The organism is Myxococcus virescens, assembly GCF_900101905.1.
In the GTDB taxonomy this organism is placed as follows: domain Bacteria; phylum Myxococcota; class Myxococcia; order Myxococcales; family Myxococcaceae; genus Myxococcus; species Myxococcus virescens.
Genome location: NZ_FNAJ01000009.1, coordinates 76,813 through 103,659 on the forward strand (window position 1 = coordinate 76,813; position 26,847 = coordinate 103,659).

The following is a 26,847-nucleotide window of genomic DNA, read 5'->3' on the forward strand; positions in this document are numbered from 1 at the left end:
ATGAAGCGCCCCGTGCGCTGGCTCAAGCCCCTTCCGCTCCGTCCTCGCGACGCCGTGCATGTCGTCGCCCCCTCCGGGCCCTTCGACCGCCCGAGCTTCGAGGCCGGCCTGGCCGTCATCGCGGAGCGCTACCGCCCCGTCCACGGCCCCGACATCTTCGCCGCCCACCGCTACCTCGCGGGGGATGACGCGCGCCGGGGCGGGGAGCTGTCGCGCGCCCTGCTGGACCGTGACGCCCGCGCCATTTTCAGCGCCCGCGGTGGCTACGGCAGCGCCCGGCTCCTGCCGGACCTGCCCTTCGCGGACGCCTCGCACGCGGCCTTCGTCGGCTTCTCCGACCTCACCTCCGTCCACGGTGCGCTCCAGGCGCTGGGGCGCGTCTCCTTCCACGGGCCCGTCGTCACGCAGCTCGGCCGGCAGCCTCCCGCGGTGCGCGAGTACCTGTTCCGACTCCTCGAGTCCCCCGAGGCGCCGCCCCCGCTGGCGGGCTCGGCGACCTACGTGCCCGGCATGGCGGAGGGGCACCTCGTAGGCGGCAACCTGTCCGTGCTGTCGCGCCTCATCGGCACCTCGTACATGCCGCCGCTCGACGGCGCGGTGCTGCTGCTGGAGGACGTCACCGAGCGCCCGTACCGCATCGACCGCATGTGGACCCACCTGCGCCTGGCGGGTGTCTTCTCCCGCGTGCGAGGCATCGTCCTGGGCGACTTCACGGGGTGCGAGGAGAAGGGCGCGGACTACTCCAGCGCCGACGTGCTCCGTGAGCTCGCGCGCGAGGCGGGCCTTCCCTGCGCGGCGGGCTTCCCCATCGGCCACGGTGACCTCAACTACCCCGTGGCGCTCGGCACCCAGGTCCGCCTGGACGCGGACGCCGCGCGCCTCACCTTCCTCGAAGGAGCCGTGCGGGCATGAGTGGCGGTACCCACCCCATCGCGATTCTGCAGAAGGTCCTCGATGACGCCTGTGACCTGGGCGTCTTTCCCTCGGCCCAGGCCATCGTGCTGCACCGGGGCGTCCAGGTGTTCGGCGGCGTCGCGGGCAAGGTCTCCGGCGACACGCGCTTCGACCTGGCGTCGCTCACCAAGGTCATCAGCACCACCTCGCTCTTCCTCCGCCTGTGGACGGAAGGGAAGGTGGGGCCGGAGACGCTGGTGTCCCGCTACTTCCCGGGCACGCCCGTGGGCGACGCGGGCGTCACCGTGGCGGACCTGCTCTACCACCGCTCCGGCCTGCCGCCCTTCGTGCCCTTCTTCGCGCAGGCGCTCACCGCGCACCCCGAGCTGCTGGACGCGGACTGTCCCTCCGCCCTGCGCGCACGCGTCCGCGACGAGGTCATCCAGGCCGCCGCCGCCACGCCGCTCGCCGCCGAGCCCCAGACGCGCGCCGCCTACAGCGACGTGGGCTTCATCCTCCTGGGCGAAATCCTCTCGCGGGCCGCGGGCGCTCCGCTGGACACGCTCTTCTCCCGCCACGTCGCCGAGCCCCTGGGCCTCAGCGCCCGCTTCCACCGCCTCACCGACTTCCCCGCGGACGCCATGCCCGCGCCCACCGGCGCCACCCGCCCGCGCGAGCCCGCTCCAGGGCAGGAGGCGCTGTGGAAGGACGTGCCCACTCAGCCCACGCGCCCGGGTGAAGTGGACGACGACAACGCCTGGGTGATGGACGGCGTCGCCGGTCACGCGGGCCTCTTCGGCACCGCCGTGGACGTGGCCCGCTTCGGCCAGGCCGTGCTGGACGGCTGCGCGGGCGGGGCCGTCATCGCGCCGGGGCCGCTGTGGCACCGCGCGCTGGCCACGGACCCGAAGGTGGAGGCCAGCACCCGCTCCATGGGCTTCGACTCGCCCTCCGAGGGCGTGTCCAGCGCCGGGCACTACATTGGCGACACCCCGCCGGGCGCGGTGGGACACCTGGGCTTCACCGGCACCAGCCTCTGGGTGGACCTGCGCCGCTCGCTGGTGGTGGCGCTGGTGACGAACCGCGTGGCCAACGGCCGCCAGGAAACGCGCATCCGGGATTTCCGACCGCTCTTCCATGACTTCGTCGTGGAGGCGCTCGAGCTCACTGAAACGAAGCAGGGACACCATGGCTGACGACAACGGAAACGTCCTCGACACCCTCGAACCCGGCAGCGTGCGCCGCATCCACCTGGTGGGCGTGGCGGGCACGGGCATGGGCTCCTTCGCCGGCATGCTCAAGGCCGCCGGCTACGACGTCACCGGCAGCGACGAGAATGTCTACCCGCCCATGAGCGACATGCTCCGGACGTGGGGCATCCCCGCTGCCACGCCGTATCGTCCGGAGAACCTGGACGCGGCGAAGCCGGACCTCGTCATCATCGGCAATGTCATCCGCCGCGTGAATCCCGAGGCCACCGCCGTGCGCGAGCGCGGCCTCAAGCAGATGAGCTTCCCCGCCGCGCTGGGCTCGCTCTTCCTGGACCGCTCGCACTCCGTCGTCGTGGCCGGCACGCACGGGAAGACGACCACGTCCTCGCTGATGGCCCACGTGCTGGTGGCGGCGGGCAAGGACCCGTCCTTCCTCGTGGGCGGCGTCACGCAGAACTACGCGGGCAACTACCGCGTGGGGAAGGGGCCGCACTTCGTCGTGGAGGGCGACGAGTACGACACCGCGTACTGGGACAAGGGCTCCAAGTTCCTCCACTACCGGCCACGCACCGCCATCCTCACCAGCGTGGAGTTCGACCACGCGGACATCTTCCGCGACCTGCCGCACTACGAGGCGACCTTCGAGAAGTTCGTCCGCCTCATCCCCCAGGACGGACAGCTCATCGTCTGCGCCGCCTACCCCAACGCGGTGAAGCTGGCGCGCGAGGGTTGCCCGGGGCGCGTGGTGACGTACGTGGCGCAGGAGGGCGCGGACGCGGACTACACGCCTCGCAACCTGTCCTTCGGCCCGGACGGCGCCCGCTTCGACGTGGTGGCGCGCGGCGAGGTGCAGGGCACGGTGCAGCTCCCCATGGGCGGCGCGCACAACGTGGAGAACGCGCTGGCCGTCATCGCCGCGGCGCAGGGCCTGGGGCTCACCTTCGACGAAATCGCGCAGGGGCTGGCCACCTTCAGCGGCGTGAAGCGCCGGCAGGAGCTTCGCGGCGAGCCAGACGGCGTCATGGTGATTGACGACTTCGCGCACCACCCGACGGCGGTGCGGGAGACCATCGCCGCCATTCACCACCGCTACCCGGAGCGGCGGCTGTGGGCGATTTTCGAGCCGCGCTCCAACACCAGCCGCCGCAACATCCACCAGGAGGACTACGCCCACGCCTTCACCGGCGCGGCCCGCGCCAGCCTCAAGGTGCCCGAGCGCCACGACAAGGTGCCCGTGGGCGAGGAACTGGACGTGCGCAAGCTCGTCACCGACCTCCAGGCCCAGGGCATCCCCGCCGAGGGCGCCACGGACGTGCAGGCCCTGGTGGACCTGGCCGCCCGCGAGGCCCGTCCCGGCGACGTGCTGCTGGTGATGAGCAACGGGGCCTTTGGTGGTTTCATCGACAAGGTGCTCGCGGCCCTTTCGGCCCGGGCGCAGAAGGGAGCCTGACATGCCGCGCCTGCCATTCGCCGTCGTCGTTGGGGCGCTCGCGCTGTCCGGCTGTGCGAGCGCTCCCGCCCTTCCGCCTCTGGGGCCTGAGGGGCAGGGGGCTTCGCAGCGCAGCGGGCTCAAGGGCTCGCAGCCGCTGGACTTCCAGGTGAAGCGCTATCCCGGCGGCGAGCCGTATGACCTCGCCTCGGACCGGGGCAGCGTGGTGGTGCTCGACGTGTGGGCCACCTGGTGCGAGCCCTGCAAGGACGCGCTCCCCTACTACCAGGACCTCGCGAACGAGTACGCGGCCCAGGGCCTGAAGGTGTACGCGCTCAACATCGACGAGGACCCGCGCGCCATCCCCACCTTCCTGGCGGAGACGAAGGTGACGCTGCCCGTCCTCCTGGACCAGAACGCCCAGGTGGCCGAGCGCACCCTCAAGGTGCGGGGCATGCCCACCACGTATTTCATCGACCGCAAGGGCATGGTGCGCCACGTCCATGAAGGCTTCGCCGAGGAGTTCCTCGCGAAGTACCAGACGGAGCTCGAGGCGCTGCTCGCCGAGCCCACCCCGTAGAGGAGAGCGTCATGTCCCAGGACTCGCCCGACAGCCTGCGCCGCACCGCCGAGGAGGGGGCCCGGCTCGCTGGCCGCATCCTCGCGGACCGCTTCCTGGGCGAGCGCACCATCGAGTTCAAGGGTGGCATCGACCTGGTGACGGACGCGGACAAGGCCTCCGAGGAAGCGCTGCTCGCCTTCATCCGCGAGCGCCACCCCGACCACGCCATCCTCGCGGAGGAGAGCGGCGCCACGCAGGGCACCGACAGCCTGCGCTGGCTGGTGGACCCGCTGGACGGCACCACCAACTACTCGCACCGCGTGCCGCACTTCTGCGTCAGCGTGGCGGTGGAGGGCCCCGGTGGCGTGCTGGCTGGCGTCGTCTATGACCCGATGCTGGACGAGCTGTTCTCCGCCGCGCGCGGGCAGGGCGCCACCCTCAATGGCCGTCCGCTGCGCGCCAGCACCGTGACCTCGTTGGACCGGGCGCTGCTCTGCACGGGCTTCCCCTACGACGTGCGCGAGCGCCCAGAGGGGCCGGTGGGCCTCTTCACCCGCCTCATCCTCCACGCGCAGGGCATGCGCCGCACGGGCAGCGCCGCCATGGACCTGGCCTACGTGGCCGCGGGCCGCTTCGACGGCTTCTTCGAGTTCGGCTTGAAGCCGTGGGACATCGCCGCGGGCTCGCTGCTGGTGGAGGAGGCGGGCGGCGTCATCCGCCACATCTCCGGTGAGCCCTTCGACGTGCTGCGCGGCGACGTGCTTGCCTCCGCGCCCGCGCTGGCCCCGGCGCTGCTGTTCGAGGCGAAGCGCTTCATGGACGGCTTGCGTGAACAGCCTCCGCGTGGCTGAGGCTCAGGCGAAGGCTAGAAGAAGCTCTCCGGCACGAAGACGATGTCGCCGGGCTGGAGCATGAAGTTCTTCTCCCGCCCCACGCCGATGTCCTCCACGGGCACGCGAATCTTGCGCTCCTGCCCGTCCACCACGCGCGTCACCAGCGTGTTGTTCTTCGCCGCCAGCTTGGTGAAGCCGCCGGCCAGCGTAATCGCCTGGACGATGGACATCTCGTTGTCCACGGGGAAGGTGCCCGGCTTCTGCACCTCACCGAAGACGAACACCTTCTGTGAGTTGTACTCGCGGATGAGCACCGATACCTGAGGGCGGCGCACGTAGCGCGCCAGGCAGTCCCGCAGCTGGTCCGCCGCCGAGCTGGGCGTCGTCCCCGACAGCGGCACCTTGCCGCACAGCGGGTAGTCGATGGTGCCCTCGCTGGACAGGCGCCAGGTGCCGGAGTGCTCGGGCTCCTGGAAGACGCGCACCTCCACGACGTCTCCGGGCCCCAGCTTGCCGCCACTGGAGCGCGCGGCCTCGGCCTCCGCGGCGGGCGTGGGAGCGGGCGGCGGCGGGCGCTGCGACGTGCCGAAGCAGGCGGGCAGCGTCATCAGGGACAGCGCGGTGAGGGCGGCGCGGAAGCTGTTCATCTCCAGGAGGGACAGACGCTCACTCAGTACGTCACGGAGAGGCGGGCGTACCCCTCGTGCCGCGAGTAGTTGAGGCCGCCGCCATCCACCGAGGAGGAGCGGCGACCCAGCATGTAGCCTGCAGCGCCCGTCAGCCACGGGTAGAACTGGTACTCCGGGCCGATATTCACGCCGACGACGGTGTCCTTCCGGCCGCCGTCGAAGCGCAGGAAGTCCACGGCGAGCCCGCCGGACACCGTCAGCTTGCCGCCGAAGAGGGCGCGCACCTCGCCGTAGCCCCGGTTGTCCGTGAAGAAGCCGTAGGCGGCCACGGGCTCCAGGGTGCGCAGGTAGCCCGCCTTGAAGCTCAGGGTGGGGCTGTAGAGGTAGGTGCCCTCCAACTGCCCCAGGAAGGTGCCGCCGCCGGTGCTGCCGAGGTTCTGGCCCCAGCCCGCCTTGGCCGTGACGGCCACCTTGGGGGACACGAGGCCCGCCACGCCGCCCATGGCGCGCAGCAGCGTGGCGTCCGGCGTGCTGTCGTTGAAGTAGCTGCGCACGTCCAGGCTGGTGTCCAGCACCACCGCCGTCTTCGGCAGGAAGCGCCAGCGGCCTTCCGCGCCCACGCGCAGGTTGCCGTAGTCGAAGCGCTCCACGGCGGCCGGGTCGCACACGCTTTCGGTGCAGCCGACGGGGCTCACCGAGCTCAGCGGCTGGAAGAACTCCACCGCGTAGGCCACGCTGGGCGTCAGCTCCAGCGCGCCGCCGCCGGGGCGCCACGGGGTCTTCACGCGCGCTTCATTGAAGAGGCTGAGCACGCCCACGCCCACGGCCGCGGTGCGCGTGCGGTCCGAGCGCGCGAACTGGTTCGACACCTCCAGCGTCAGCGGGGCGTCCGGGTTGAAGCGCGCGTTGAGGTCCGCCGCGCCCTCCATGCGCGAGGCCGCGCTGGAGTTCTTCGTCATCAGGCCCGTGTACATCACGTAGTCCAGGTTGGCGCCCAGGTTGAACGCCATCGTGGACGACGGAATCTCCAGCCGGAAGCCGGGGCGGAAGCGCAGCGCTACGTCGCCCGACAGGTTGCCCGATACCGGGTCGCTGGTGGGCTCCGCGTTGGAGGTGGGCGAGAAGTAGCCCACGCCGCTGTCCAGCCGCGTCTCCAGGTCGAAGTAGGGGTGCAGCCGCCCGGAACCCACCTTGAAGCCGTTTCCCCCGGTGGGAGGCGCCGCGATGCCCTGGGCGGAGGCCGTGCCGCCCAGCGCGAGCAGCGCCAGTGCACCCAGTCCTCCCCAGAATGTCGCGGGCTGCTTCATGGCTGAGAAGGGCTTCCCAGGTGTGAGGCGCATTTCCTCCCACCTTTCGTGCTTGCGGCCGACGGCGTCATAACATGCGAGTCAGGCCGGACCGAAGGTTTGTTGGCGGGGTTACCGGACGGGGCTGGCGGGAGGTGGGCGCACCAGGACGATGTCGGGTGTGGGGGGACGGCTGGGGTCTCCTCCGGGGAGATTGTTGGGCTCCTCCACTTCCACGAAGAGATTTTCATCGGTGCGGAAGGCGAGCTGGCCGATGCACTCCTCGGCCTCCGAGCGGAGCTGTCCCACCTTCTGCCGGGCGATCATCACCTTGGTGAACTCGTGCTCGCTGGACGAGGACTCCTGGCGGGACACCGCCTCCTGGAGGGACACGTCCGCCTGCTCGGAGATGCGCAGCAGGCCCTTGATTTGAGTGAGCTTCTCGTTGGCGCAGTTGAGCTTCACCACGTCCTTGGTCCGCCGGGCCTCCTCCACCTTCCCCAACACCGAGCGCAGCACCTCGCGCATGCCGCTCAGGGCCTGCGTGCTGCGCACCAGCTTCGCCGAGTCCGGCACGTCGCTGGCCTTCTCCAGCGCCGCGGTGGCGGCGGGAGGGGCTGGCGGCGCGGCGGGGGACGGGCTTTGTGCCGTCGCCATGCCGGCGGCCAGGACGGCAAGCATTCCGACGTTGCGCATGCGGCTCACGATGCCGCAGAGCGTAGAGGCAGGGGTGGGGGGTGTCAAACCAACACGAGGGCGATGAAAGTGGTCAGGACTGACTAGTCAGTCCTTCGTTGCGAGACGAACATTGGCCTCGCGCAAACGGGCAGACAGGCTCCTGGCGATATTCACCACGATGAAGGTGAACCCATCTCCATGGGTCCTCCGGAACTCGCGCAGGTCCTGCGCGCTGAGCTGAAGCAGGTCCACGTCCGTCTTCGCGCACACGGTGGCGGAGCGGAAGTCCTTGTCGATGAGGCCCATCTCCCCGAAGAACTCGGGAGGGGACAGCACCGCCAGTGGATGCAAGCCCCCCTGGGGCTGACGGCGCGAGACTTCCACCTGCCCGCGGACGACGACGAAGAGGCTGTCGCCCAAATCCCCTTCTTCGAAGATGACGTCCCCGGCCGCGAAGTGCCGCGCCCGCGCCAGCTCGGCGAGATGGCCGAGCTCCGCGGAGGAGAGCATCTCGAAGAGCGGCGATGCGGCGATGACGGACAGCTTCTCCATGGTCCCCCCGGGGCCCGGGCTGGGTGCTCCCGGCCGGGAGCCTAGCCCGCCGGCGCGAAGACGAAGGGGTAGGAAACGGCTGTCTCGTCGTCGGGTTTGAAGGGGAACACCCAGCTGCGGATGGTGGTGCGGATGCAGCTGCCCACCGCCTCGCTGCCCAGGGTGTTCTCCTCGATTTCGATGTCCCCGGCGCGGCCGGACGTCTTGATGGTGAAGCGCACCACCACCTTACCCTTGAGGTTGGGGTTCCGCTTGAGCTCCTTCTCGTAGCAGCTCTGGATGGCGGCCTTGCGCGCGCGCACGTAGCGGGCCAGCGCGTCGCGGTCCACGTCGGCGCTTTCGATTTCGGGCGTGGCGTCCTGCACGCGGCCCTTCACCACCGTCTCCTTCTTGTCGCCCAGGTCCACCTTGCCGCCGCCCTGGGTGCCAATGGCGCCGATGTCCGTCACCGTGCCCGTGCCGCCGCCGCGAGGACCGCCGGTGGCGCCCACGGAGGCCTCACGGGCCACACCCACGCCGCCCGCGCCCGCCAGGGCCTCGGCGATGTCACCGCCGCCGCTGGCGCCGCCGAGCACGTCCGCGAAGGCACCCTGGCCACCGCCGCTATTGGAGCCCAGAATCTTCAGCAGGCCCTTGCCGGAGACCTTCTTCACCACCTCCGCGCGGCGCTGCTGGGCGGCGTCACCCGAGGGCTTGTTCTCCGCGGGCGTGTCCTCCTTGGGCGCGGCATCGGGCTTGTCGCTCTTGGGCGCTTCGGTGGCACCCGTGTCCGCCGGCTTGGGGGCCTCCACCGGGCGCTGGGGGATGATGGCGCGCACGAAGCGGTCATCCAGTTCGTCCAGCTCCAGCTCGGCCACCTGCGGCGTCTCCGAGGTGATGATGAGGGCGGCGCCGGAGAAGTGGACCAGGAGCGAGGCGGCGAGGATGCCGAAGAAGACGCGGTCCATCGTCTTCCACCGGCTGACCATGACGTCCGTGGGCAGCACCGGCTTCGCCTCGTCGGGCGGCGGCGTGACGAATTGGAAGAAGAGGGTGGCGTCACCCAGCTCCACCTTGCCGCGAGCGCTCTCCGGCAGGGGCAGGACGTGCAGGTCGCCGCGGCGGGTGGCCAGGCCCTGCGCGCGCAGGGATTCGAAGTCCACGTCGGACGAGCCCAGGTTGACGCGGCCCTTCATGTCCGGCGCGATGACGAGCAGGAACTGCTGGTTCGTGTTCTCCAGCAGGGCGAAGCGGGCGGGCCGGCCCTCGGTGGCGGGCAGGACGATGGTGTTCTTCGCGTCGTGGCCGATGGTGACCGCTTCGCGGCGGACGTGGTGCTCTTCGACGATGCGGCCGTTCTGGATGACGCCGACGCGGAGCAGCTTGTTCTGCGAGGTGGCGGCCATGGGACTAGAAGGGTTCCTGTTCCACGCTCTTCTCGACCTTGGGCACGAAGCTCTCGGTGCGGCTGAGGTCGTCGAAGCTCAGGTTGGAGCGCTGGAGGATGTACATGGCCTGGGGCTTCTGGATGCGTCCTTCGACGGTGATGGCTTCCAGGCGGATGACTTTGCGCGGGGCCTTCTTCGGCGACGCGGCGCCGCTGCTGGACGAGGAGGCCTGACTGGCGTCCTGGGCCAGTACGGGCGCGGCGGCGAGCATCACGATGAGGGCGAGGGCGGAGCGCATGGCGGATTTACTGGGAGTCGGTGGTGAGTCTACCCGAGCCGGTGGGCACCGGGGCAGCGGACGCGCCGTCCGGTGACGGTGCCGGGCTGCTTGGGGCGGAGGTGGTGGAAGGTGAGGCGCCAGGCGCCGCGACGCGCGTGCCCGGCTCGGGGTTGGACACCGAGGGGGCGGGCGGTGTTCCCTCGGGGGGGCTGGCCTCGGCGGCTTTCTGTGCCTCGGCGGCCTTTCGGAACTGGTCCTTCTGTTCGCGCTCCAGGCGCCGCTCCTCGCGGTCGATGAGCTTGCGCGCGTCCTTCACGTACTGGGGGATGCGGTCGTCGCGTCCGCCGCGCGCCTGATAGTTGTCGAAGTGGGTGAGGGCCGTCTTGTAGCGCTTCAGCGGCTCCATCCCCGGCGGCTCCACGTCGAGGTAGAGGATGGCCAGGTTGAAGTACGCGTCCGCGGCGCGCGGCATCAGCATCAGCACCTGCTCGTACTCGGCGCGGGCCCGCGCGAAGTTCCCCTGACCCCGGTGGGCGTTGCCCAGGTTGAGGCGGGCCGACGCGAAGTCCGGCGCGGCGCGCACCGCGGCCTCCAGTTCGGTGACGGCGGCCTCGTAGTCCTGGGCCTCGTTGAGCATGGCGCCGAAGTTGTTGCGCGCCTCGGCGAAGTCTGGCCGCAGCTGCGCGGCCGTCTTGAAGGACTCCAGGGCCTGGGGACGCGAGTCGAGCGCCAGGTACACCAGCCCCAGCGCGTTGTGCGTGGCCGCGTCCTTCGGGTCGATGGCGCGGGCGTTCTCCAGCACCATGCGCGCCAGCTCGTGCTTGCCCTCGCGGTAGTAGACCTGCGCCAGCACCTGCATGGCGCGCACGTGCCGCTCGTCGCCCTTCAGCGCCTGCTTGGCCTCGGCCGAGGCGGCGGCGTGGTTCTTCGCCTGGAGCAGGGTGATGGCCAGCGCCGTGCGCAGCGCGACCGAGTCCGGCTGGGAGGACAGCCGCTCACGCAGCTCGGCCTCCAGCTTCGCCGTGCGGCCGGTGCGGCCATACAGGCGCGCCAGGCAGTCCCACGCGGACTGCTGCTCGGGGGCCACGTCCAGCGCCTTGCGGTAGGAGCGCTCCGCGTCCGCGGTCTTCCCCATCCGCTCCTGGACGATGCCCAGGTTCGTCCACGCGTAGTCCAGCTTCGGGTCCAGCTCGACCAGGGTGCGCAGCGCCGCTTCGGCCGCGGTCAGCTCGCCCCGGCGCGCAATCTCCACGGCCTCGACGAAGTCGCGCTCGGGGCCGCGCGGCGCTTCCGGACGGGAGGGGGGCGGGGACGGCGCCTCCGTGGTGGCGCCGGCGTCCGGCGGTGGCGCGGCGGTGGTGCCCGCGTCCTCGGCGGCGGAGGTCTCCTCGGGCGTTGGCCGGGGTGTGGTGGCGCACGCGGACAGCCAGAGGCTGGAGGCCAGCACCACGGAGGTCAGCGCGCGGGCGCATGAGAGACGCGGGCCAGGACTCACTTGGTTCCCTCTCCGGACAGGCGCGGGCCCTCTTGCGGCGTCGAGCGCACGGGGCCGCTGATGCTGCCCACCAGCCCATCCGGGTAGGTGGCGTCCGCGGCGAGCGCTTGCTTGGGCTCCTTGAGCACCGGGTATTCCTTGGGCCGGAAGCGGTTCAGGGACTCCAGCGTGCGGCGCGTCCACTCGTTGGTGAGGCGGTTCTTCCGTGCCTCGGCCAGCGTGGCGGCGTAGCTCTCCACGGCGGCCTCTTCCAGCGCGGTGGTCTGCTGGACCAGCGCGTCCTGGTAGACGACCACCGCCTCCTCGCCCATCCGCTTCACCTCCGCCGGGACGGGCGTCTCGATGATGGTGTTGGCGAAGCGCTCCAGGGCGTAGCCCCGGCGGTAGAGCGCGGCCAGCGTCCACTCCAGCTGCTTGTACGGGTAGACGCGCGCGTACGCGGTGTTGACGGACTTCACGCCGTTGCGCTTGGCCGTGAAGCTGCGCTCCAGCGCCTTGCCTTTGCCGCCAATCTTCAGCTTGTCGAACTTCTGGAACTCCAGCTCGGCCAGCTGGAAGCGGCTGTAGGCGGCGGCATCCGCGGCCAGCGGGTGCGTGTCCGGCTGGAGCTTGCGCCGGTCGAACTCCGCCGCGGACCGCGCCCAGGCGTTCTGGGCTTCGCGCGTGCTGCCCAGCTTCTGGTGGGCGTCTCCCATGCGCCGGTGCGCGTCCACCACCAGCTCCACCTGTCCGGACTGCGAGGCGAACTTGCGCACGAACTCCTGCAGCGCGCGGACCTCGCCACGGGGGTTGCCCTGCTTCTCGTAGATGATGGCGGCGCGGTACTGGTTCTTGGGCGCGTCCTCCGCCTTGGGGAACAGGTCCGCGTAGCGCATGAAGGCGGCGGCGGCCTCCGGGTAGCGCTGCTGGCCCTCCAGCAGGCGCGCGGCGTTGAACAGCGCCGCCTCCCGGTCCTTCGACTCCGGGTAGTCCTTCACCAGCTTCTGGTAGCTGACGACGGCCTTGTCGAAGTCGTAGGAGTTCTCCGCGTTCACCGCCACTCGGAACAGCGCCCCGCCGGCCAGCGGGGACGACGGGTATTCGCGGTAGATGCGCTCGTACAGCTTCAGGGCGGAGTCGAAGCGGCGCGTGTTCTCATGCGCCACCGCGGCGTTGTTGAGGGCCTTGTCCGCGAACTCGTGGCGGGGCGACTCGTCCACCAGCTCGATGTACTTCGCCGCGGCCTCTTCGTACTTCGACTCGGCCATGAGCTGGTCGGCGAGCTTGAAGCGGCCGGCGAGCTTGAACTTCACCAGTTGCTTGTGCAGGTCGCTGGACGGGTCGATGACCTTGTCGTTGCTGGCCAGCCGCGCGCTGACGGACTCCACGCTCCGCCAGTCCTCGTCGATGAGGAAGGTCTCGATGGTGAGGTTGGTGGCGTAGCGGGCCACCTCGTGGCTCGGGTACGCCTGGATGAGGGCCTCGAAGCGGCGGCGCGCCTCGGGGAAGTCGTCGTGCGCGTAGTACAGCTCCGCGGCCTGGTAGGCGATGCCGGGCGCCTTCTCTCCAGCGGGCAGCAGGGCGACGTAGGCGTCCGCGGCGGCCACCAGCTTCTGCTCGGTGGGCGCGAAGGGGCGGGGCTTCACGGCCTGGCCCGGGGGACGCTCCGTCGAGCGCAGCGCCTTGGCCTCCGGCACCGTGCCCGCCTGGATGTCCAGCGTGAGCTGCTTCTGCCACGCGAGCACCGCGTTGAGGGCCGCGTCCGGGCGGTGCTTGTTGGCCGCGTCCGTGTCGCGCACCTCTTCGTAGGCGCGCGCGGCGGCGGCGAACTGGAAGGCGTTGTAGAGGCACTCCGCGTAATAGAACCGCATGTCGCCCGCGCTCTTCGTCCGCGGGAAGCGCTCCAGGTACGTGCCATACGCGCGGGCGGCGATGTCGAAGGCGCTCCGGGCTTGCTCGAACTTGCCCTCCTGTTTGAAGACCAGGGCTTGCTGATGGTGGTAGGTGGCGCTGCCGTACAGGCTGCGCTCGGCCAGCGCGTTGGCGCGGGCGATGGCCGCCGTGTCGCCCTTGTTCTTCTCGTACCAGGCGCCGCCGGGCTGGTAGAGGTTGGCCAGGGCCTCGGACTCTGCGAAGGACAGGCCCAGCATGCGGTCCCGCTCGTAGGCCTGGACGATGCGCTGCTGCACCAGGGGCGCGTCCGGCGCGTCCGGCGCCTTCTGCAGCACCCGGCGATAGGCCTCGATGGCCGGCGCGTGCTTCGTCTGGTCGAAGTAGACGTTGCCCAGCCGCTGGTACACCTCGGCCTCGTAGGGGCGCGGACCACGCTCGGCGAAGAGCGCATCCGCCCGGGCGATGCCACCCCAGGTGTCGTCCGCCAGGGAGATGGCCACGTACTGGAGGGCTTCCTCGCGCAGGTCGCCGCCGGCCGTCGCGTCGCCCTTCGCCACGCGCTGGGCTTCGTAGAATTCCACCAGCGTCAGGAAGGACGTCACCGCTGGCTCGAAGCGGTCCAGGCGGTAGTACGTCCAACCGAGCTTGTAGAGCGCCTTGTCGTAGAGCGGGTGCGAGGCGTCGCGCGTGGCGGCCTCGTAGGCCTGCGCGGCCTTGGGCAGGGCCTGCGGGTCCTCGTAGTTGTCGAACCAGTACTCGCCGATGCGCACCCAGGACTCGGTGGCGAAGCGGCTCTGCGGGTAGCGCGCGAGGAGTTGCTGGTACGCGTGGAGGCTGTCGTCGTACTGGTCCTGCTTCTCCAGGCAGTAGGCCAGCAGGTACCAGGCGCCGTCGTTGAGGCGGTAGTCCGGGAAGGTGGCCAGCAGCTTGCGGTAGAGCGCGATGGAGGGCGCGTAGTCCACGCGCGGCTCGGTGGGGAACTCCGCGTCCGGGTTCTTGTCGTGCGCCTCCAGCCGCTCCGCGTAGTCCTTCATCGCCAGCAGGTGGTCGTCCGACGAGCGCTCGTAATACAGCTCCGCCAGGCGGAACATCACGTCCGGCGTGAAGCGCGGCTCGGTGGGGTAGCGGCGCAGGAACTCCTCGAACCGGGCAATGGCGTCCAGCCGCTCGCGGCGCTCCTGGGCCTCCAGGTCCTTGATGCGCTGCTCGTAGGAGGCCGCCAGCGCGCCACGCTTCTGCTCGTAGCGCTGCTCCACCAGCTCCTGCACCTCGCGGTGGAACTCGCGCGCCTCGGACTCGTAGAGCTCCAGCGCGCTGCTCACCTCCTGGAACAGCGCCTCCTGTTCGGGCGTGCGTCCCATGCCCTGGAGGTAGGGGGGCGCGGGCGCGGCGGGGGCCTCCGCGGCGGACGCGGGGCCACCCAGGGCGAGCAGCGCGGCGAGGAGACGGGAGCGCATCACTCCTTCACCTCGGACAGGACGTCCTGGAACTCGGCGTCCAGCTCGCGCAGCGCCTCGTCCTTCTGCGTGGAGAGCGTCTGGATGGCCGTCGTCTTGTCCTGCTTCTCGTTGAAGGCCACGTCCACCACGCCCACGTCCGCCTTGAGCACCAGGTCGTAGAACTGCTGCCGCACGCGGCGGATGCTGTCGTAGGCGATGCGGCCCACCAACTGCCTGGCGTCACCGGAGACGGTGGCGACTTCGGCCTCGTAGCGCTCCAGAAGCTGTTGCTCGGCCACGACCTTCTCGCGGATGACGCGGCCCCGGCGCTCCAGCCGCTCGCGCACCACGTTCCGGGCCGTCGTCACGCGTTCGCGCAGGCCGTCCAGCCGGCCGCGCACGCCCTGGGTGCGCCGCAGCGTGGCCAGGACCTCCGCGTCCGCCCGGGGCTCCGCCTCGCGCAGGATGGCGTGCTCGCGCCGCAGGGAATCGGCATAGGCGGTGCGGATGGCGCGCTCGCCGGCCAGGGTGGTGTCCACGGCGTTGCGCTCGTCCGCCAGCCGCGCGCGCGTGGCGGTCAGCTCCGCCTTGAGGTCCTTCAGCGTCTGGACCTCGGCCTGCAACTGCACCAGGAACTCGCGCTCCTCGTCCGAGGGCGTCTGCCGGTATGGCCGCGAGTCCTCCACCCACTTGCGTATCGAGGCGGCGATGGCGTTGAGGGACTGAAGCTCGAAGTCGAGCCGGTGGGCCTCGCGGTCCAGCGCGTCCACGCGCCGCTGCATGCGCTCGCGGCGGTCCTCCAGCGTCTTCAATGAGGTGGGCAGCGCGGAGAAGCGGCGCTCCAGGGCTGCACGCGCGTGCTGGGCCTCCGTCAGCCGCGCCAGCTCGGCGGGCGTGAGCACGGCCTGCATCGCGAGCGTCTCCACCCGCACCAGCTCCGCCTCCGCTTGGGTGAGGGCGGTGTCGACCGCGTCCGCGCGCGTGTTGGCTTCCTGCAGCTCCGGGAAGGTCTCCAGACCGCGCGTGTCCAGGGCGTGGAGGATGCGCTGGGCAATGTCCGCGGCCTCGCTCTGGCCCCGGCGACCGCTGTCGATGTCCTCCACCGTCCGCACCGCGTCCGCCACCTCACGCTGCGTGGTGGCGTACTTCAGCACCAGATGCGGCAGCACCGTGCGCATGTCCAGCGGGCCGTCCGCGCGCACCAGCAGCCGGTCGAAGTACGCCACCGGGTCGCTGTGCGAGCTCAGCAGCGCGTCCACCTGCTCCCTGGGGGGCCGGAAGGTGTCGATGACCTGGGTATAGGTGTCGGTCGCCTCGTCGTACCGGCGCAGCTTCTGGAGCAGGTTGCCCTGGAGGATGCGGCCTTCGGCGGCGAGCTGCGAGTCGGGCGCCACCAGCAGGAGGATGTCGATGGCGTTCTTCGCCTGCTGGTAGTGGCCCCGGCGCACGTGGACCCAGGCGGATTCGTAGAGGGAGTCGGGGAAGGACTCGCTGTCACGCGGCACCTGGCCGTAGCGGTCCAGCGCGTCGTCGAAGCGGCCCGTCTCGTACAGCAGCCGCCCCAATGACATCAGCGCCAGCTCGCGCACGCGGCGGGCCTCCTCCTCCGGCGTGGGCGCGGAGCGGCGAGGACCCGTCCTGCCCGGAGCGGCCTGTGCCGCCTGGGCGGAGGGCGGGGTGGCCAGCTGCTGGAAGCGGGTGATGGCCGCGGGCAGGTCACCTTCCTGCACGGACAACACGCCCAGGTGGTAGGCGGCCTGGAGCCGGAAGGCGCCGTTGGGCGCCTGCGCCAGTGGCGTGAAGGCGGCGCGGGCCTGGGCGATGCGGTCCGCCGGAGACAGGTCCGTGCGCCGGAACAGCCACTTCGCGTGGACGTAGGCAATCTCCGGGGACAGCTGCCCACCGGACAGCGCGCGGGCCTGCGCCACGTAGGCCTCGACACCCTCGAAATAATTGAGGCGGCCGGCCACCGTCAGGTAGCGCGACAGGGCCTCGCGGTAGTGCCCGGAAGTCGGGGGCAGGGCCAGCAGCTCGCGCAGGTACAGGCGCGCGCCAATGTCGTTGCGCTGCTCCAGGAGCGAGTCCGCCAGGTAGAACAGCGCGTCCGGATAGCGCGGATGCGGGCGGAAGCGCGGGTCGCTCACCAGGTCATAGAAGAGGACCGACGCCGCCGGCCAGTCGCCCAGCAGGTAGTGGATTTCGCCGTCGGAGAAGCGGCGCGCGAGGGCGTCGTCGTCACTGGGCTCGGCGCGCTGGGTGAACTGCGTCTCCACGAAGTGGAGGCTCTCCTCGACGCCGAGCAGTCCAGTCTCCACCGCGTCGAGCCGCGGCGACAGGTCGCGCGCGGTCGGCGGGGGCGCGGGTGCCTGCGTGGGCTCGGCGGAGCGGACGGCCGCCGGCCCCAGCAGGACCGCCGCGAGAGCGAGGGCGCGGAGTGAGGCGTTCACCGTCTGGCCCTCTACTGCCCGGGAGTGGAACGGGTGACGGGCGGCGGCGCGGCGGGCGCGGCCTTGCGGCCGGACTCACGCGCGACGGAGACGTCGTAGCGCACCGCGGGCCGGTCCTTCAGGTCCGTGGTGATGCCACCCTGCTCGTAGCCCACCACGTGCACGGTGGACGTCTTCCCCGGCTCCGCGTTGAAGGTGTAGCTGGACTGCACCTTGAACTTGTAGCCCTCCAGGTAGCTGAACACGCCGTAGCCATTGCCCCGGTACACGAGGCGCACGGCGAGCTGGTGCTGCCCGGGGACGATGCGGCCGTTGAAGACCTCGAAGAGCTCGCGCTTGCCCAGGTCCGTGTGGCCCTCTTCATCCACCTGCGTGTAGACGGGCGCGCCGTCGAGCGCGTACGCCACCGACTCCAGCTCGAAGGAGCCGCCCATCTCGTTCTTGTGGATGATGACGGCGCGAGCGCCCGTGGAGACATCACCGCCCAGCACCGTCTCCTGCAACAGCAGCAGGCGCGCCTTGGAGCGGTAGATCTTCTCCTTCAGGTCGACGACGTTCTCCTCCAGCGTCTTCACGCGGGTGTCGAACGCCTCGTCCGCGGTCGCCGCGGCCTGTGTGGAAGGAGGAGCGGAGGCAGCGGGCTCCTGCGCGAGCGCCGGCCCACAGAGGGCGGCGCTCAGCAGGGCGAGGAGCGGGAAGGTGGCGGCGACACGCACGGTACGACCTCAGTGGGCAGACGGTCCGACCTGACGGCAAGGGAAGACATAGCACCCTTGCCTGTAGGACGTCTTGCCACGCCGTGGGCGGGGACCGCGGTCGCCCGCCTGGGCGCTTGCTTCAACCACCCTTCTTGAGCTCGGTGAGGACGAGCTTGGCCACGGCCTTGAGCGTGTCGAAGACGCCCACGCCCGTAGGAGCCACGGCCTGGTACTCCGGGATGTTGCGAGGGTTGAGCGCCTTGCGCATCTCCTCCACCGTCACCGCGTTGGGCAGGTCGCGCTTGTTGTACTGGATGACGTACGGAATCTTGTTCAGGTCGTAGCCCTGCTCCGCAAGGTTGATGCGGAGGTTCTCGAGCGACTCCATGTTCGCTTCCATACGTTCGATCTGGCTGTCTGCCACGAACACGACACCGTCCACGCCCTTGAGGATGAGCTTGCGGCTGGCGTCGTAGAAGACCTGACCGGGCACCGTGTACAGGTGGAAGCGCGTCTTGAAGCCGCGAATCTCACCGAGCGACAGCGGCAGGAAGTCGAAGAAGAGCGTGCGGTCCGTCTCCGTGGAGAGGGAGATGAGCTTGCCCTTCGTCTCCGCGGCGGTCTTGTTGTAGATGTACTGAAGGTTGGTCGTCTTCCCGCAGAGCCCGGGCCCGTAATAGACAATCTTGCAGTTGATTTCGCGGGATGAGTAGTTGATGAAGGACATGGCTTCCCGGGTTACTCGCTGAAGAGGTTGTCGATATCGTCGTCGGAGATCTCGGCGAAGGGCGACCCAGCTCCAGGACTGTCAGTCTTCTTCACCAGGCTCTCGAAGATCTTCGTGAGCTCGTCGCTGGCCTTCTTGATGCGAAGGCGGACGAGGCCGAGGCTGGTGCGGTTGTCAAAGATGACGACCAGCACGACCCGGCTGCCGACGATGGTCATGTACAGCGAGTCCTTGGCCCCCTCGTGGAACTGGTTGGGGAACTCGTTCTCCCCAATCAGCTTGGCCAGGCCACCCATCGCGGCCACGTTACCGGCCGTCAGCGAGGCCAGTGACGTGGTGTCGATGTTCTGCGTCTGACCCGCGGAGGAGATGAGCTGCCCGTTCTTGTCGACGAGGAAGACCACCTTCGCGTTCGCGTCCTTGGTAAGCCGGTCGCAAACGGCGTTGATCTTGGTGAACTCCTCTTCGTACATCACCAGTTGCGTGCCCATGGGCGTATGCGCTCCTCAGCGTTCGCTCGTCCCGCTCATGGCGACGCTCCGATGTTTCTAGAGTGAATCCACGAGGTTAGACGAGGCGCTACCGACCGTCAGGATGCTTAGCAAAGCGTATCCACTCCAGCAAGAAGCCTTCCGCTTCCTGGAGGAGGTTCCGTGCCCGTTCCCATGCCCTCCGGACGCACTGTGGGGTGGAGGCCACGGATCCGCACTCTGAGCGCGTGGGGCCTGAATGAGCCCGTCCCACGGGGTTGGGGGCCTTCCCGGCTTTCTCTATACTCCGCTGCGTTTTGCCGCCCCCGCTTCTCCCGCGTTGCTTCGTGGCGCGCCTGGCGCTGGTGCTCCTCGTCCTGCTTGCCACGTCCCCCGCCCACGCGGAGGAAGTGGCCGAGCACGCCTCGTCGCGCCTTCGCTATGGGCTGTCCCTCCGTGACGGCCGTCAGGCGGATGTAGGGCCCGGGCTCACCTATGAGGGCTTCACGCCGAACGACGTAGCGGCCGTGGGCACTGCGTGGCTGGGCACGTCCTGGTTGGGCGCGTGGGCCGGGTTGCAGCGGGAGGCCTTCGATTTGCGGGAGGGCGCGCTGCGGATCACCGGTGGCAGCCTGTGGCGAGCCTCGGTGGGCCCCCGGGCGCGCGCCTTCCTGGGCCCGGTGCGCGCGGAGCTGGGCGCGGGCTATGGCTTCTCGCAGCTTCCCCACTTCAGTGACTCGGCCGAGCCCGTGTTCCTCAAGGGCGTGCGGCATGCGGCGGTGGTGGGCGGCCTGGTGCGCTTTCCGCTGATGCTGGGGCTGCAGTTGGAGGCGCGCGGTGAGCTGCCCGTCTCTCTGTCGGTGCGCGACGCCACGGGCGCCCGGGCGGAGGCGAAGGGGTTCTCCGCCGGTGGTGCGCTGCTGGTGCCGCTGCGGCGAGCGGAGCGCTGGACGGGCACGCTGGTGCTGGACTTCGAGCACGTGCAGGACACGGTGACGCTGGAGGATGGGACGCAGTCCCGGCAGCGGCTGCGGCGGATGGGCGCGGCGCTGGAGCTGGCGTGGCATGGCGGTGTCCAGACGACGCGGCAGGTGCCCATGCCGGTGGTGGTGCCCGGGAGCGTGCGGTTTCACGTGCTCGACGCACGGACAGGCGCGCCGCTGCCCGGAGCGCGGGTCATGGTGGAGGGCGAGGCGCACGTGGCGGACGCGCAGGGCCTCGTCGAAGTGGCGTCCCTGTCGCCCGGGCCGGTGTCCGCGCAGGTGACGGCGGAGGGATACGCGTCCGCGGAGGCGACGGCCACGGTGGAGGAGGGCACGCGCGCGGAGCTGGAGGTCCGAGCCGCGCCACTGCCGCCACCGACGGGCGCGCTGCGGGTGACGGTGGTGGATGCGCGGACGGGCGCGCCGCTGCCGGACATTCGCGTGTCGGTGGGCACGGCCCAGGGGCGCACGGACCTGACAGGGCAGGTGGTGGTGAGGGACCTGGCTCCGGGGCCCGTGGCTGTCGCGGTGGCGTCTTCCGGCTTCCGGTCCGCGGATGAAGCCGCGGTGGTCATCGCCGGGCAGGAGTCCACGCTGTCGGTGCCACTGGCGCCGGAGAAGAAGGGGACGCGGGCCACGCTGGTGGGACAGGTCCGCAACGCGCGAGGGGGCAAGCCCTTGGCGGCGACCCTCCTCATCACGAAGGCCCGGGTGCGCGCGCGCACGGATGCGAAGGGGGCTTTCAATGTCCAGGTGCGGGGTGGCACCTACCGCATCACCATCTCCGCGCGAGGGCATCTGTCCCAGACGAAGGTCATCACCCTGCGCGAGGGGGAGCGGACCATCCTCAATGTCGACCTCTTCCCGAGGGGGAAACGGTGAGTGCCCCGTGTCGTTGGTTCCTGGTCCTGCTGCTCCTCGTCGCGGGGTGTGATGATGACGCCGTGGCGCCGCCTCCCGGGCCCTCGGCGGTGGTCGACGCGGGCGCTGGCGAAGTGCTGGGCCGCCTGGAGGGCTTGAGCGGCGATGTGCGCCTGGAGCGAGGCGGCAAGCGGGCGCCCGCCGAAGAGGGTCCCTTGTACGGGGGCGACGCGGTGGAGACGGCCGTGGGTGGCGCGGCCACGGTGCGTTTCCCGGATGGCCGTTCCGTGGAGGTGGGGCCGGACGCGCGCTTCGCGCTGGGCTCGGACTCGGGAGGCATCGTGCTTCAAGTGGAGCGGGGCATCCTGTTGTCGCGCGTGCCCGCTGGTGCGACGCGCATGGGCCCAGGCTCGAAGGTGGCGCTGACCATCCGCACGCCCTTCGGCCTCACGCGCGTGGGGGCGGATGAACCCAGCGAGGTGCGCGTGCAGGTGGCCGAGGACGCGGGCCGCGTCGAGGTGCGGCTGGGCGCCATCGAGTTCGTGGGCCGCGATGGCAAGACGCTGCGCGCGTCCGAAGGCGACGCGGTGGAGGCGACGTCCGGCCGGACGGAGCTGGTGGCTCGCGGGGGGCGTGTCCTGGAGCTGGCGCCGATTCCGGTGACGGTACGGCTGGCGTCGGGGCGCGCGGAGGTGCGGGCCAAGGGGGCGTCGGACTGGCGTCCGGTGGCGAAGCAGGGCGAGGTGCTATCGCCGGGAGGCAGCGTACGCACCCGGCGCGGGGGCTCCGCGGTGCTGGCGCTGGAGGGCTCGGCCACGGTGGCGTCACTGGGCTCGGACGCGGAGCTGGTGCTGACATCCGCGGAGCAGGGCGGCGCCACGGACGAGGCGCGCTTCGACTTGTTGCGGGGCTGGCTGAACCTGCAGCTCGCGCGAGGGCGTACCAGCCGGCTGGTGCTGCCGGGGCTACAGGTGGAGGGCGGCGGTGAAGCGCGGCTGGCGGTGCGCCGCACGGCCGCGGGCTATCTGGTGGATGCGCTCACCGGACAGGTGACGCTGGTTCGCGGAGCCGCCCGGCAGGCGCTGCGCGCGGGTGAGCGCGCCACGGTGGAGGCGTCCTCCGCGCAGGCGCCACGCGTCGAGCCGCTCGCGCCCGCGCCGCTGGCCCTGGGCGTCGTCGACGGCGCGGAGGTGTTCCATCCAGGGCTGCATGAGGTGGCCATCACCTGGGAAGGGGAGGGCGAGGCCACGGTGGAGGTCGCGGAGGACGCGGCCTTCACGCGGCCGGTGCTGTCAGGCACGGTGTACCGCCCCTTCATCAACGTGCCCGCGCCGGTGCGCGGCATGCTCCACTGGCGGGTGCGCCGCAAGGATGGGACGCAGGTGTCGGGAAGCGCGTCGTTCGCGCCGGAGCGCGCGGTGCGCTCGCTGGCGCGGGTGCGCAACGTGGTGCCCGAGGGGCCGGAGAAGACGACCATCTTCTACCAGGACAAGCCCCCGGCGGTGACCTTCACCTACGCCTCGGAGACCTCCGCGGCGCGCTACCGTGTGGCGGTGTACCGCGCGGGGGCATTGGATACGCCGGTGGCTGAACGCACCGTGACGGAGGCTCGCGCCGCGCTGGACGCCGGTGCGCTGAGCGAGGGCAACTACCTCTGGTCCGTCACGCCGCTTTCCGCCACGGGTGCACAGCTCAAGGGGGGACGGATGAACAAGCTGGAACTGGTCTACGACAACTCGGTGCCGGTCCTCATGGTGTCCACACCGCGCAACGGGCAGGCCGCGGGCGCGAAGGTGCGCGCGGCCGGTGTCGCACCTGTGGACGCCCGCCTGTCCATCAATGGACGCCCGGTGGCGCTGGATGGCAAACACCGGTTCAACACCTGGGTGGAGCCGGTGGGCTCGCCGCCCGTATTGGTGTTTAAGATGACGCGTCCTGGTGCCCCGGCGGTCCATACGGTGCGCACTCTGAAACAGCGAGGGCCGTGAGGATGTCCCCCCCCCAGACGACCCTGCCTGTGACGGAAGCGGGCCTCGTGCCCCTGCTCCAGCCTTATGGCCCGTACGTGCTCGTGCGAAAGCTGGCCGAAGGCGGCATGGCGGAAATCTTCCTCGCCAAGCTGCTGGGCGCGGACGGCTTCGAGCGCAACGTCGTCATCAAGCGGATGCTGCCGCACCTGACGAACAACCCTGACTTCGTGGAGATGTTCCGGGACGAGGCGCGGCTGGCGGCGAAGCTGGCCCATCCGAACATCGTGCAGATTCAGGAGCTGGGCTTCGCGGAGGGCTGTTACTACATCTGCATGGAGTACCTCGCGGGCGAGGACTTCTCCACAACGCTGCGGCTGGCCGGACGCAAGCGCCACTACGTGCCGCTCCCCGTCGTGCTCCGTGTCCTCATCGACGCGGCGCGCGGGCTGCACTTCGCGCACGAGTTCACCAACGAGGCCGGGCAGCCGCTGAACGTCGTCCACCGCGACATCTCGCCGTCGAACCTGTACCTGACGTATCAGGGGCAGGTGAAGGTGCTGGACTTCGGCATCGCCAAGGCCGAGTCGCGGCTCGTCAACACGCGCACAGGCGTGGTGAAGGGCAAGTACATGTACATGGCGCCGGAGCAGGCGCGCGGCAAGGAGGTGGACCGCCGCGCGGACATCTTCGCGCTGGGCGTGAGCCTGTATGAGGCGCTCACCCATGTGCGGCCCTTCTCCCGGGAGAACGACCTGGCGGTGCTCAACGCGCTGCTGCAGGGCGAGCTCAAGCCGCCGCGCGAGCTGCGGCCGGACTTGCCCGAGGAACTGGAGGCCATCCTCCTGAAGGCCATGGCCTTCAAGCCGGAGGACCGCTACCCCACCGCGGAGGCGTTCGCGGACGCGCTGGAGACGTTCCTCTCGGCGCATCTCAGCGGCTCCGGCGCGATGCCGCTCGGGGCCTTCTTGAAGGGGCACTTTGGTGAGGAGCGCTTCACCGAGCGCTCACGCATTCCCACGCTGGCCACGCTCACCGCGACGTACGGAGGCGGCGCGGTGGGGGCGCAAGGGCAGGCACCGGGTGCGGAGGCACACGGGACGAACCTGTATGGCGTGCTGGCTCGGGAGGGGGATGCCACGTCCGCCCAGCGCCCCGGCATGTCCATGCGGCCCTCCTCGCCAGGCGTGCCTGCCCACGGCGCGGCGTCGCGTGGGCCGACGTCGACGGAGCCCGCCACCACGGCCGGAGGCCGACGCTGGCGTACGCTGGCGGTGGGATTGGCGGGTGGCCTGATGCTGGCGGCGGCGGGCATCGTTGGATATCGGCAGTGGATGACGACGCCCGCTTCGGTGTCGCTGGTGCCGGCCACGGCGCCCGTCGTGGAGGCCGTGGCACCGGAGGCGGCTGCCGCTCAGGCCGGCGCGCCGATGGAGGCCGTGGCACCCGTGGGTGCCGCCGCTGAGGCCGGTTCTCTGACGGACGCCGTGGCCAATGGGGCGGGTGGTGACGTGGCCGCGACGGATTCGGCGCCGCCACCCGTGGATGCCGCTGGCGCGACGGAGACGGACGAAGCCGAGCCGGAGGCGGATGAAGAAGGGGCGGACGCGGCGCCTGTGCGGTCGAAGAAGGCCCCGTCGCAGAAGCGGGTGACGCTGGGCATCGACGACGTGCAGCGTGTCGTCTCGCGTGGACGGGCGCGCATCACCACATGCTTCGAGCGCTACAAGGCGGACCTGCCTTCGAGCCAGGGCGAGGTGCAGGTGCAGCTCACCATCGTCTCGTCGGGCAAGGTGCGGGCGGGGACGCGGGGACCGCTGGCTTCGTCGGGCGTGGGCCGCTGCCTGGAGGCCCAGGCGGAGCGGCTTCGCTTCCCGCCTCACCGGGACCAGGAGGTCACGGTGGTGATGCCTTTCTCGTGGCGGGTGACGCAGTAGCGGCGCGAGGAGTCTCGCGCCGCCACCGTGAGTGGCCTAGAGGTCGCGGCGGGCGGAGAGTGCCTTGGCGAGCGTGGCCTGGTCGGCGAACTCCAGGTCGCCGCCCATGGGCAAGCCCTGGGCGATGCGGGTGACACGCAGGCCCATGGGCTTGAGCAGGCGGGTCAGGTAGAGCGCGGTGGCTTCGCCCTCGACGTCCGGGTTGGTGGCGAGGATGAGTTCCTCCACCCGGCTGTCGTTGAGGCGCTCCAGCAGCTCGCGGATGCGGAGCTGGTCGGGGCCCACACCCTCCAGGGGAGACAGCACGCCGTGCAGGACGTGGTAGCGGCCCTTGAACTCACGGGTGCGCTCCAGCGCCATCAGGTCTGCGAACGTCTCCACGACGCACAGCACACGCTCGTCGCGCCGAGCGTCCCGGCAGAAGTTGCAGGTCTCCGCGTCGGTGAGTGAGAAGCAGCGCACGCACAGGTGCACCTTCTCCTTCACCTCGCGAATGGCCTGCGACAGCTCCGCGGCATACTCACCCGGCGCCCGCAGGATGTGGAACGCGAGGCGCTGCGCGGTCTTCTCGCCGATGCCCGGCAGCTTCGCGAGCTGGGCGACGAGTCGATTCAGCGGATCGGGGGTCATCCGGTATCAGGTAATGCCGGGGATCTTGACGCCGCCGGAGATTTTCGCGAGCTCGCGCTGCATGTGCTGACGGCTGCTCGCCAGGGCGGCGTTCACCGCGGCGGTGATGAGGTCCTCGAGCATCGACGTGTCGTTGGGGTCGATGGCTTCCTTGTCGATCTTGATGCTGCGGATCTCCTGGATGCCGTTGGCGACGACGGTGACCCGGCCGTCACCGGCCTTGGCCTCCACGCTCTCTTCCGCCAGCTGCTGCTTCCGCTCTTCAATCTTCTCCGTCAGCTTGTTCGCCTGCCGGATGAAGTAGTTCAGGTCGACGCCAGGCATATGCTTCCTCGGTGCTCATGGGAGCGGGCGCCACGGACATGGCCCCGCCCCGGCGTGGAATGGGGCGCCACCCTACCGTTGCGCGAGGCGGTTGTCAGGCGCTGTCGTCGGAGGTGTCGTCCGCTGGCACGGCCCCGGGGCGCTCGGGCTCGTAGACCTGGATGTGTTCGATTTCGCCTCCCAGGAACTTGAGCACCGCCCGGACGGCGGGGTGGCTGCGGACCTTGCTGTCCGTGTTCTTCTCGTGGGCGGCGCGCGTCTGTGCGTCCTGGTCGGCCAGACTGGGGCCCAGCCGGGGGTCGTCCGGAGACGCATCCTGGATGGTGAGCTTCACCTGGCGGCCGAAGTGCTCGGCCAGGGCCTTGTCCACGGCGGCCTTGCCCGCGGTGGAGTTGACGGCCATGCGGTGGAAGCCGGCCACGGGCAGGAAGCCGAGGACGATTTCGCCGTTCTTCATGGACATCAAGCGCCCATTGGAGAGCGCCGCGCCCTGCCGGGGATGGGAGGCCTTCACCGTCTCCACGGCGGCCCGCCAACGCTCGATGAGGGGCAGGTTGGGGTTGTCCCGGGAGCGGGTGACAGGGGCCGACGGGGGCGGCTCTGGCTCGGGCTCGGGCTCGTGGTGGATGACGGGCTCGGGCGCCGGCGGGGGAGGCGGCGGCGCGGCGGCGACTTCGGGGAGGCACTCGCCGGAGGCACAGCCTTCGGGGGAGTTCTCTTCAGGGTAGTAGCGCGCGTCCTCTTCCTCCGCGTAGGGCGGAGGTTCCGGCGGCGCGATGGGCTCGGGCCGGCGGATGTTGGTGACGCGGACCGTTGGCGCGGGCTCGGTGGTGCGCGACAGCGGCGTGGCGCCCGCGGGAGGCACGGAGGGCGGGGGCGTAGGGGCCGTGGGCGCCTGGGCCGAGCCACCGTTGCGGAGGAATGAGAGCGGGCGCGCGGCGGAAGGTGACAGTCCCTCCATCACCGGGCCGGAGGGGACCATCTGCGTGGCCTGGTAGCCCTGAGGGGACGGGGTGGCGCCGCCGCCGTTGCTGAGGAACGACAGGGGGCGGCTCGCTGCCGGTGACAGGCCGTCCATGTGGGGCCCGGGCGGCGGCGGTTCGGCCGGACGCATGGCGCCAGGAGGCGCAAGACGAGGCGGCTCGTCCTGGCGCACGGCCGCCATCGGCGCTGGCGGCTCGCTGGCGCGCACGGGCGCCTGCGCCACGGGCGCACCCCTCGCTTCCCACGGACGTGGGGCGGGGGCAGCCGCCTGCATCACGGAAGCGTCGTGTCG

The 26,847-nt window shown here is 70.6% G+C and carries 23 protein-coding genes; 8 read left to right on the top strand and 15 right to left on the bottom strand.

Annotated elements, in window-relative coordinates; translation table 11 throughout:
- From BLU09_RS24305 to BLU09_RS24325, 5 genes are read left to right on the top strand one after another with little or no spacing between them, the layout of a single operon-like run.
- Positions 1-912, top strand: a complete 912-nt coding sequence (locus BLU09_RS24305; protein WP_090491891.1) for a S66 peptidase family protein — start codon at positions 1-3, stop codon at positions 910-912.
- Positions 909-2,090, top strand: coding sequence for a serine hydrolase domain-containing protein (locus tag BLU09_RS24310; protein WP_090491892.1), 1,182 nt, complete (start codon positions 909-911; stop codon positions 2,088-2,090). The genes BLU09_RS24305 and BLU09_RS24310 overlap by 4 nt, the downstream gene beginning before the upstream one ends.
- Positions 2,083-3,555 (top strand): UDP-N-acetylmuramate:L-alanyl-gamma-D-glutamyl-meso-diaminopimelate ligase, encoded by a 1,473-nt coding sequence (gene mpl, locus BLU09_RS24315; RefSeq protein WP_090491893.1) that lies wholly within the window; start codon positions 2,083-2,085, stop codon positions 3,553-3,555. Before BLU09_RS24310 ends, mpl begins: the two co-directional genes overlap by 8 nt.
- A 1-nt stretch (position 3,556) precedes the next feature.
- Positions 3,557-4,114 carry a TlpA family protein disulfide reductase gene (locus tag BLU09_RS24320; protein ID WP_090491894.1) on the top strand — a complete coding sequence of 186 codons (558 nt, stop codon included), beginning with the start codon at positions 3,557-3,559 and terminating at the stop codon, positions 4,112-4,114.
- A gap of 11 nt (positions 4,115-4,125) precedes the next feature.
- Positions 4,126-4,947 (top strand): inositol monophosphatase family protein, encoded by an 822-nt coding sequence (locus tag BLU09_RS24325; protein WP_090491895.1) that lies wholly within the window; start codon positions 4,126-4,128, stop codon positions 4,945-4,947.
- 14 nt (positions 4,948-4,961) lie between these two features.
- Here the strand turns inward: BLU09_RS24325 and BLU09_RS24330 are convergent, their stop codons facing one another.
- The 12 genes from BLU09_RS24330 to mglB form a co-directional block, all read right to left on the bottom strand.
- Positions 4,962-5,576: a polysaccharide biosynthesis/export family protein gene (locus BLU09_RS24330; RefSeq protein ID WP_090491896.1), complete on the bottom strand. Its 615-nt coding sequence runs from the start codon at positions 5,574-5,576 to the stop codon at positions 4,962-4,964.
- Between the two features lie 23 nt (positions 5,577-5,599).
- Positions 5,600-6,865: a hypothetical protein gene (locus BLU09_RS24335; protein ID WP_090491897.1), complete on the bottom strand. Its 1,266-nt coding sequence runs from the start codon at positions 6,863-6,865 to the stop codon at positions 5,600-5,602.
- Between the two features lie 111 nt (positions 6,866-6,976).
- A complete protein-coding gene (locus BLU09_RS24340; protein ID WP_186818005.1) occupies positions 6,977-7,540 on the bottom strand; it encodes a hypothetical protein in 564 nt (187 codons plus the stop codon).
- An 87-nt stretch (positions 7,541-7,627) separates the two neighbouring features.
- Positions 7,628-8,074 carry a cyclic nucleotide-binding domain-containing protein gene (locus BLU09_RS24345; RefSeq protein ID WP_090491899.1) on the bottom strand — a complete coding sequence of 149 codons (447 nt, stop codon included), beginning with the start codon at positions 8,072-8,074 and terminating at the stop codon, positions 7,628-7,630.
- A gap of 41 nt (positions 8,075-8,115) precedes the next feature.
- Positions 8,116-9,459 carry an AgmX/PglI C-terminal domain-containing protein gene (locus BLU09_RS24350; RefSeq protein ID WP_090491900.1) on the bottom strand — a complete coding sequence of 448 codons (1,344 nt, stop codon included), beginning with the start codon at positions 9,457-9,459 and terminating at the stop codon, positions 8,116-8,118.
- 4 nt (positions 9,460-9,463) lie between these two features.
- Positions 9,464-9,739 (bottom strand): hypothetical protein, encoded by a 276-nt coding sequence (locus tag BLU09_RS24355; RefSeq protein ID WP_090491901.1) that lies wholly within the window; start codon positions 9,737-9,739, stop codon positions 9,464-9,466.
- Between the two features lie 7 nt (positions 9,740-9,746).
- Complete coding sequence (locus tag BLU09_RS24360) at positions 9,747-11,216, bottom strand: tetratricopeptide repeat protein (RefSeq protein ID WP_090491902.1); 1,470 nt, start codon at positions 11,214-11,216, stop codon at positions 9,747-9,749.
- Complete coding sequence (locus BLU09_RS24365; protein ID WP_186818006.1) at positions 11,213-14,545, bottom strand: tetratricopeptide repeat protein; 3,333 nt, start codon at positions 14,543-14,545, stop codon at positions 11,213-11,215. The genes BLU09_RS24360 and BLU09_RS24365 overlap by 4 nt, the downstream gene beginning before the upstream one ends.
- Positions 14,545-16,974 (bottom strand): tetratricopeptide repeat protein, encoded by a 2,430-nt coding sequence (locus BLU09_RS24370; RefSeq protein WP_090491904.1) that lies wholly within the window; start codon positions 16,972-16,974, stop codon positions 14,545-14,547. Before BLU09_RS24370 ends, BLU09_RS24365 begins: the two co-directional genes overlap by 1 nt.
- Before the next feature lie 11 nt (positions 16,975-16,985).
- The gene (locus tag BLU09_RS24375) at positions 16,986-17,690 is read right to left on the bottom strand and encodes a dihydrolipoamide acetyltransferase (RefSeq protein WP_090491905.1); all 705 of its coding nucleotides are present in this window, start codon (positions 17,688-17,690) and stop codon (positions 16,986-16,988) included.
- 121 nt (positions 17,691-17,811) lie between these two features.
- Positions 17,812-18,399 carry a gliding-motility regulator Ras-like GTPase MglA gene (gene mglA / locus BLU09_RS24380; protein ID WP_002637269.1) on the bottom strand — a complete coding sequence of 196 codons (588 nt, stop codon included), beginning with the start codon at positions 18,397-18,399 and terminating at the stop codon, positions 17,812-17,814.
- Between the two features lie 11 nt (positions 18,400-18,410).
- Positions 18,411-18,890 carry a gliding-motility regulator GTPase-activating protein MglB gene (gene mglB / locus BLU09_RS24385; RefSeq protein WP_002637270.1) on the bottom strand — a complete coding sequence of 160 codons (480 nt, stop codon included), beginning with the start codon at positions 18,888-18,890 and terminating at the stop codon, positions 18,411-18,413.
- Between the two features lie 326 nt (positions 18,891-19,216).
- Between mglB and BLU09_RS24390 the strand changes: the two genes are divergently transcribed.
- Genes BLU09_RS24390 through BLU09_RS24400 form a run of 3 tightly spaced genes read left to right on the top strand, consistent with a single transcriptional unit; the run spans position 19,217 to position 24,617 of the window.
- Positions 19,217-20,734 (top strand): MSCRAMM family protein, encoded by a 1,518-nt coding sequence (locus BLU09_RS24390; protein WP_244171997.1) that lies wholly within the window; start codon positions 19,217-19,219, stop codon positions 20,732-20,734.
- Positions 20,731-22,701 carry a FecR family protein gene (locus BLU09_RS24395; protein WP_090491907.1) on the top strand — a complete coding sequence of 657 codons (1,971 nt, stop codon included), beginning with the start codon at positions 20,731-20,733 and terminating at the stop codon, positions 22,699-22,701. Before BLU09_RS24390 ends, BLU09_RS24395 begins: the two co-directional genes overlap by 4 nt.
- Before the next feature lie 2 nt (positions 22,702-22,703).
- A complete protein-coding gene (locus tag BLU09_RS24400) occupies positions 22,704-24,617 on the top strand; it encodes a protein kinase domain-containing protein (protein ID WP_090491908.1) in 1,914 nt (637 codons plus the stop codon).
- Between the two features lie 36 nt (positions 24,618-24,653).
- Here BLU09_RS24400 and recR read toward each other — a convergent pair whose 3' ends face one another.
- The 3 genes from recR to BLU09_RS24415 form a co-directional block, all read right to left on the bottom strand.
- The gene (recR, locus tag BLU09_RS24405; protein ID WP_011552029.1) at positions 24,654-25,247 is read right to left on the bottom strand and encodes a recombination mediator RecR; all 594 of its coding nucleotides are present in this window, start codon (positions 25,245-25,247) and stop codon (positions 24,654-24,656) included.
- Positions 25,248-25,253: 6 nt separating this feature from the next.
- Positions 25,254-25,571: a YbaB/EbfC family nucleoid-associated protein gene (locus BLU09_RS24410; protein ID WP_011552030.1), complete on the bottom strand. Its 318-nt coding sequence runs from the start codon at positions 25,569-25,571 to the stop codon at positions 25,254-25,256.
- A gap of 94 nt (positions 25,572-25,665) precedes the next feature.
- Entirely contained in the window at positions 25,666-26,778 is a 1,113-nt protein-coding gene (locus BLU09_RS24415) for a DNA polymerase III subunit gamma/tau (protein WP_244171998.1), read from the bottom strand.
- Between the last annotated feature and the right edge of the window lie 69 nt (positions 26,779-26,847).

Bases quoted from the DNA above. Each gene is read 5' to 3' on its own strand.
- BLU09_RS24335 (WP_090491897.1), bottom strand. From the start codon at position 6,865: ATGAAGCAGCCCGCGACATTCTGGGGAGGACTGGGTGCACTGGCGCTG.
- BLU09_RS24325 (WP_090491895.1), top strand. From the start codon at position 4,126: ATGTCCCAGGACTCGCCCGACAGCCTGCGCCGCACCGCCGAGGAGGGG.
- BLU09_RS24410 (WP_011552030.1), bottom strand. From the start codon at position 25,571: ATGCCTGGCGTCGACCTGAACTACTTCATCCGGCAGGCGAACAAGCTG.
- BLU09_RS24340 (WP_186818005.1), bottom strand. From the start codon at position 7,540: ATGCGCAACGTCGGAATGCTTGCCGTCCTGGCCGCCGGCATGGCGACG.
- BLU09_RS24310 (WP_090491892.1), top strand. From the start codon at position 909: ATGAGTGGCGGTACCCACCCCATCGCGATTCTGCAGAAGGTCCTCGAT.
- BLU09_RS24345 (WP_090491899.1), bottom strand. From the start codon at position 8,074: ATGGAGAAGCTGTCCGTCATCGCCGCATCGCCGCTCTTCGAGATGCTC.
- BLU09_RS24355 (WP_090491901.1), bottom strand. From the start codon at position 9,739: ATGCGCTCCGCCCTCGCCCTCATCGTGATGCTCGCCGCCGCGCCCGTA.
- BLU09_RS24350 (WP_090491900.1), bottom strand. From the start codon at position 9,459: ATGGCCGCCACCTCGCAGAACAAGCTGCTCCGCGTCGGCGTCATCCAG.
- BLU09_RS24400 (WP_090491908.1), top strand. From the start codon at position 22,704: ATGTCCCCCCCCCAGACGACCCTGCCTGTGACGGAAGCGGGCCTCGTG.
- BLU09_RS24305 (WP_090491891.1), top strand. From the start codon at position 1: ATGAAGCGCCCCGTGCGCTGGCTCAAGCCCCTTCCGCTCCGTCCTCGC.
- BLU09_RS24330 (WP_090491896.1), bottom strand. From the start codon at position 5,576: ATGAACAGCTTCCGCGCCGCCCTCACCGCGCTGTCCCTGATGACGCTG.
- mpl (WP_090491893.1), top strand. From the start codon at position 2,083: ATGGCTGACGACAACGGAAACGTCCTCGACACCCTCGAACCCGGCAGC.
- recR (WP_011552029.1), bottom strand. From the start codon at position 25,247: ATGACCCCCGATCCGCTGAATCGACTCGTCGCCCAGCTCGCGAAGCTG.
- mglB (WP_002637270.1), bottom strand. From the start codon at position 18,890: ATGGGCACGCAACTGGTGATGTACGAAGAGGAGTTCACCAAGATCAAC.
- mglA (WP_002637269.1), bottom strand. From the start codon at position 18,399: ATGTCCTTCATCAACTACTCATCCCGCGAAATCAACTGCAAGATTGTC.
- BLU09_RS24365 (WP_186818006.1), bottom strand. From the start codon at position 14,545: ATGCGCTCCCGTCTCCTCGCCGCGCTGCTCGCCCTGGGTGGCCCCGCG.
- BLU09_RS24320 (WP_090491894.1), top strand. From the start codon at position 3,557: ATGCCGCGCCTGCCATTCGCCGTCGTCGTTGGGGCGCTCGCGCTGTCC.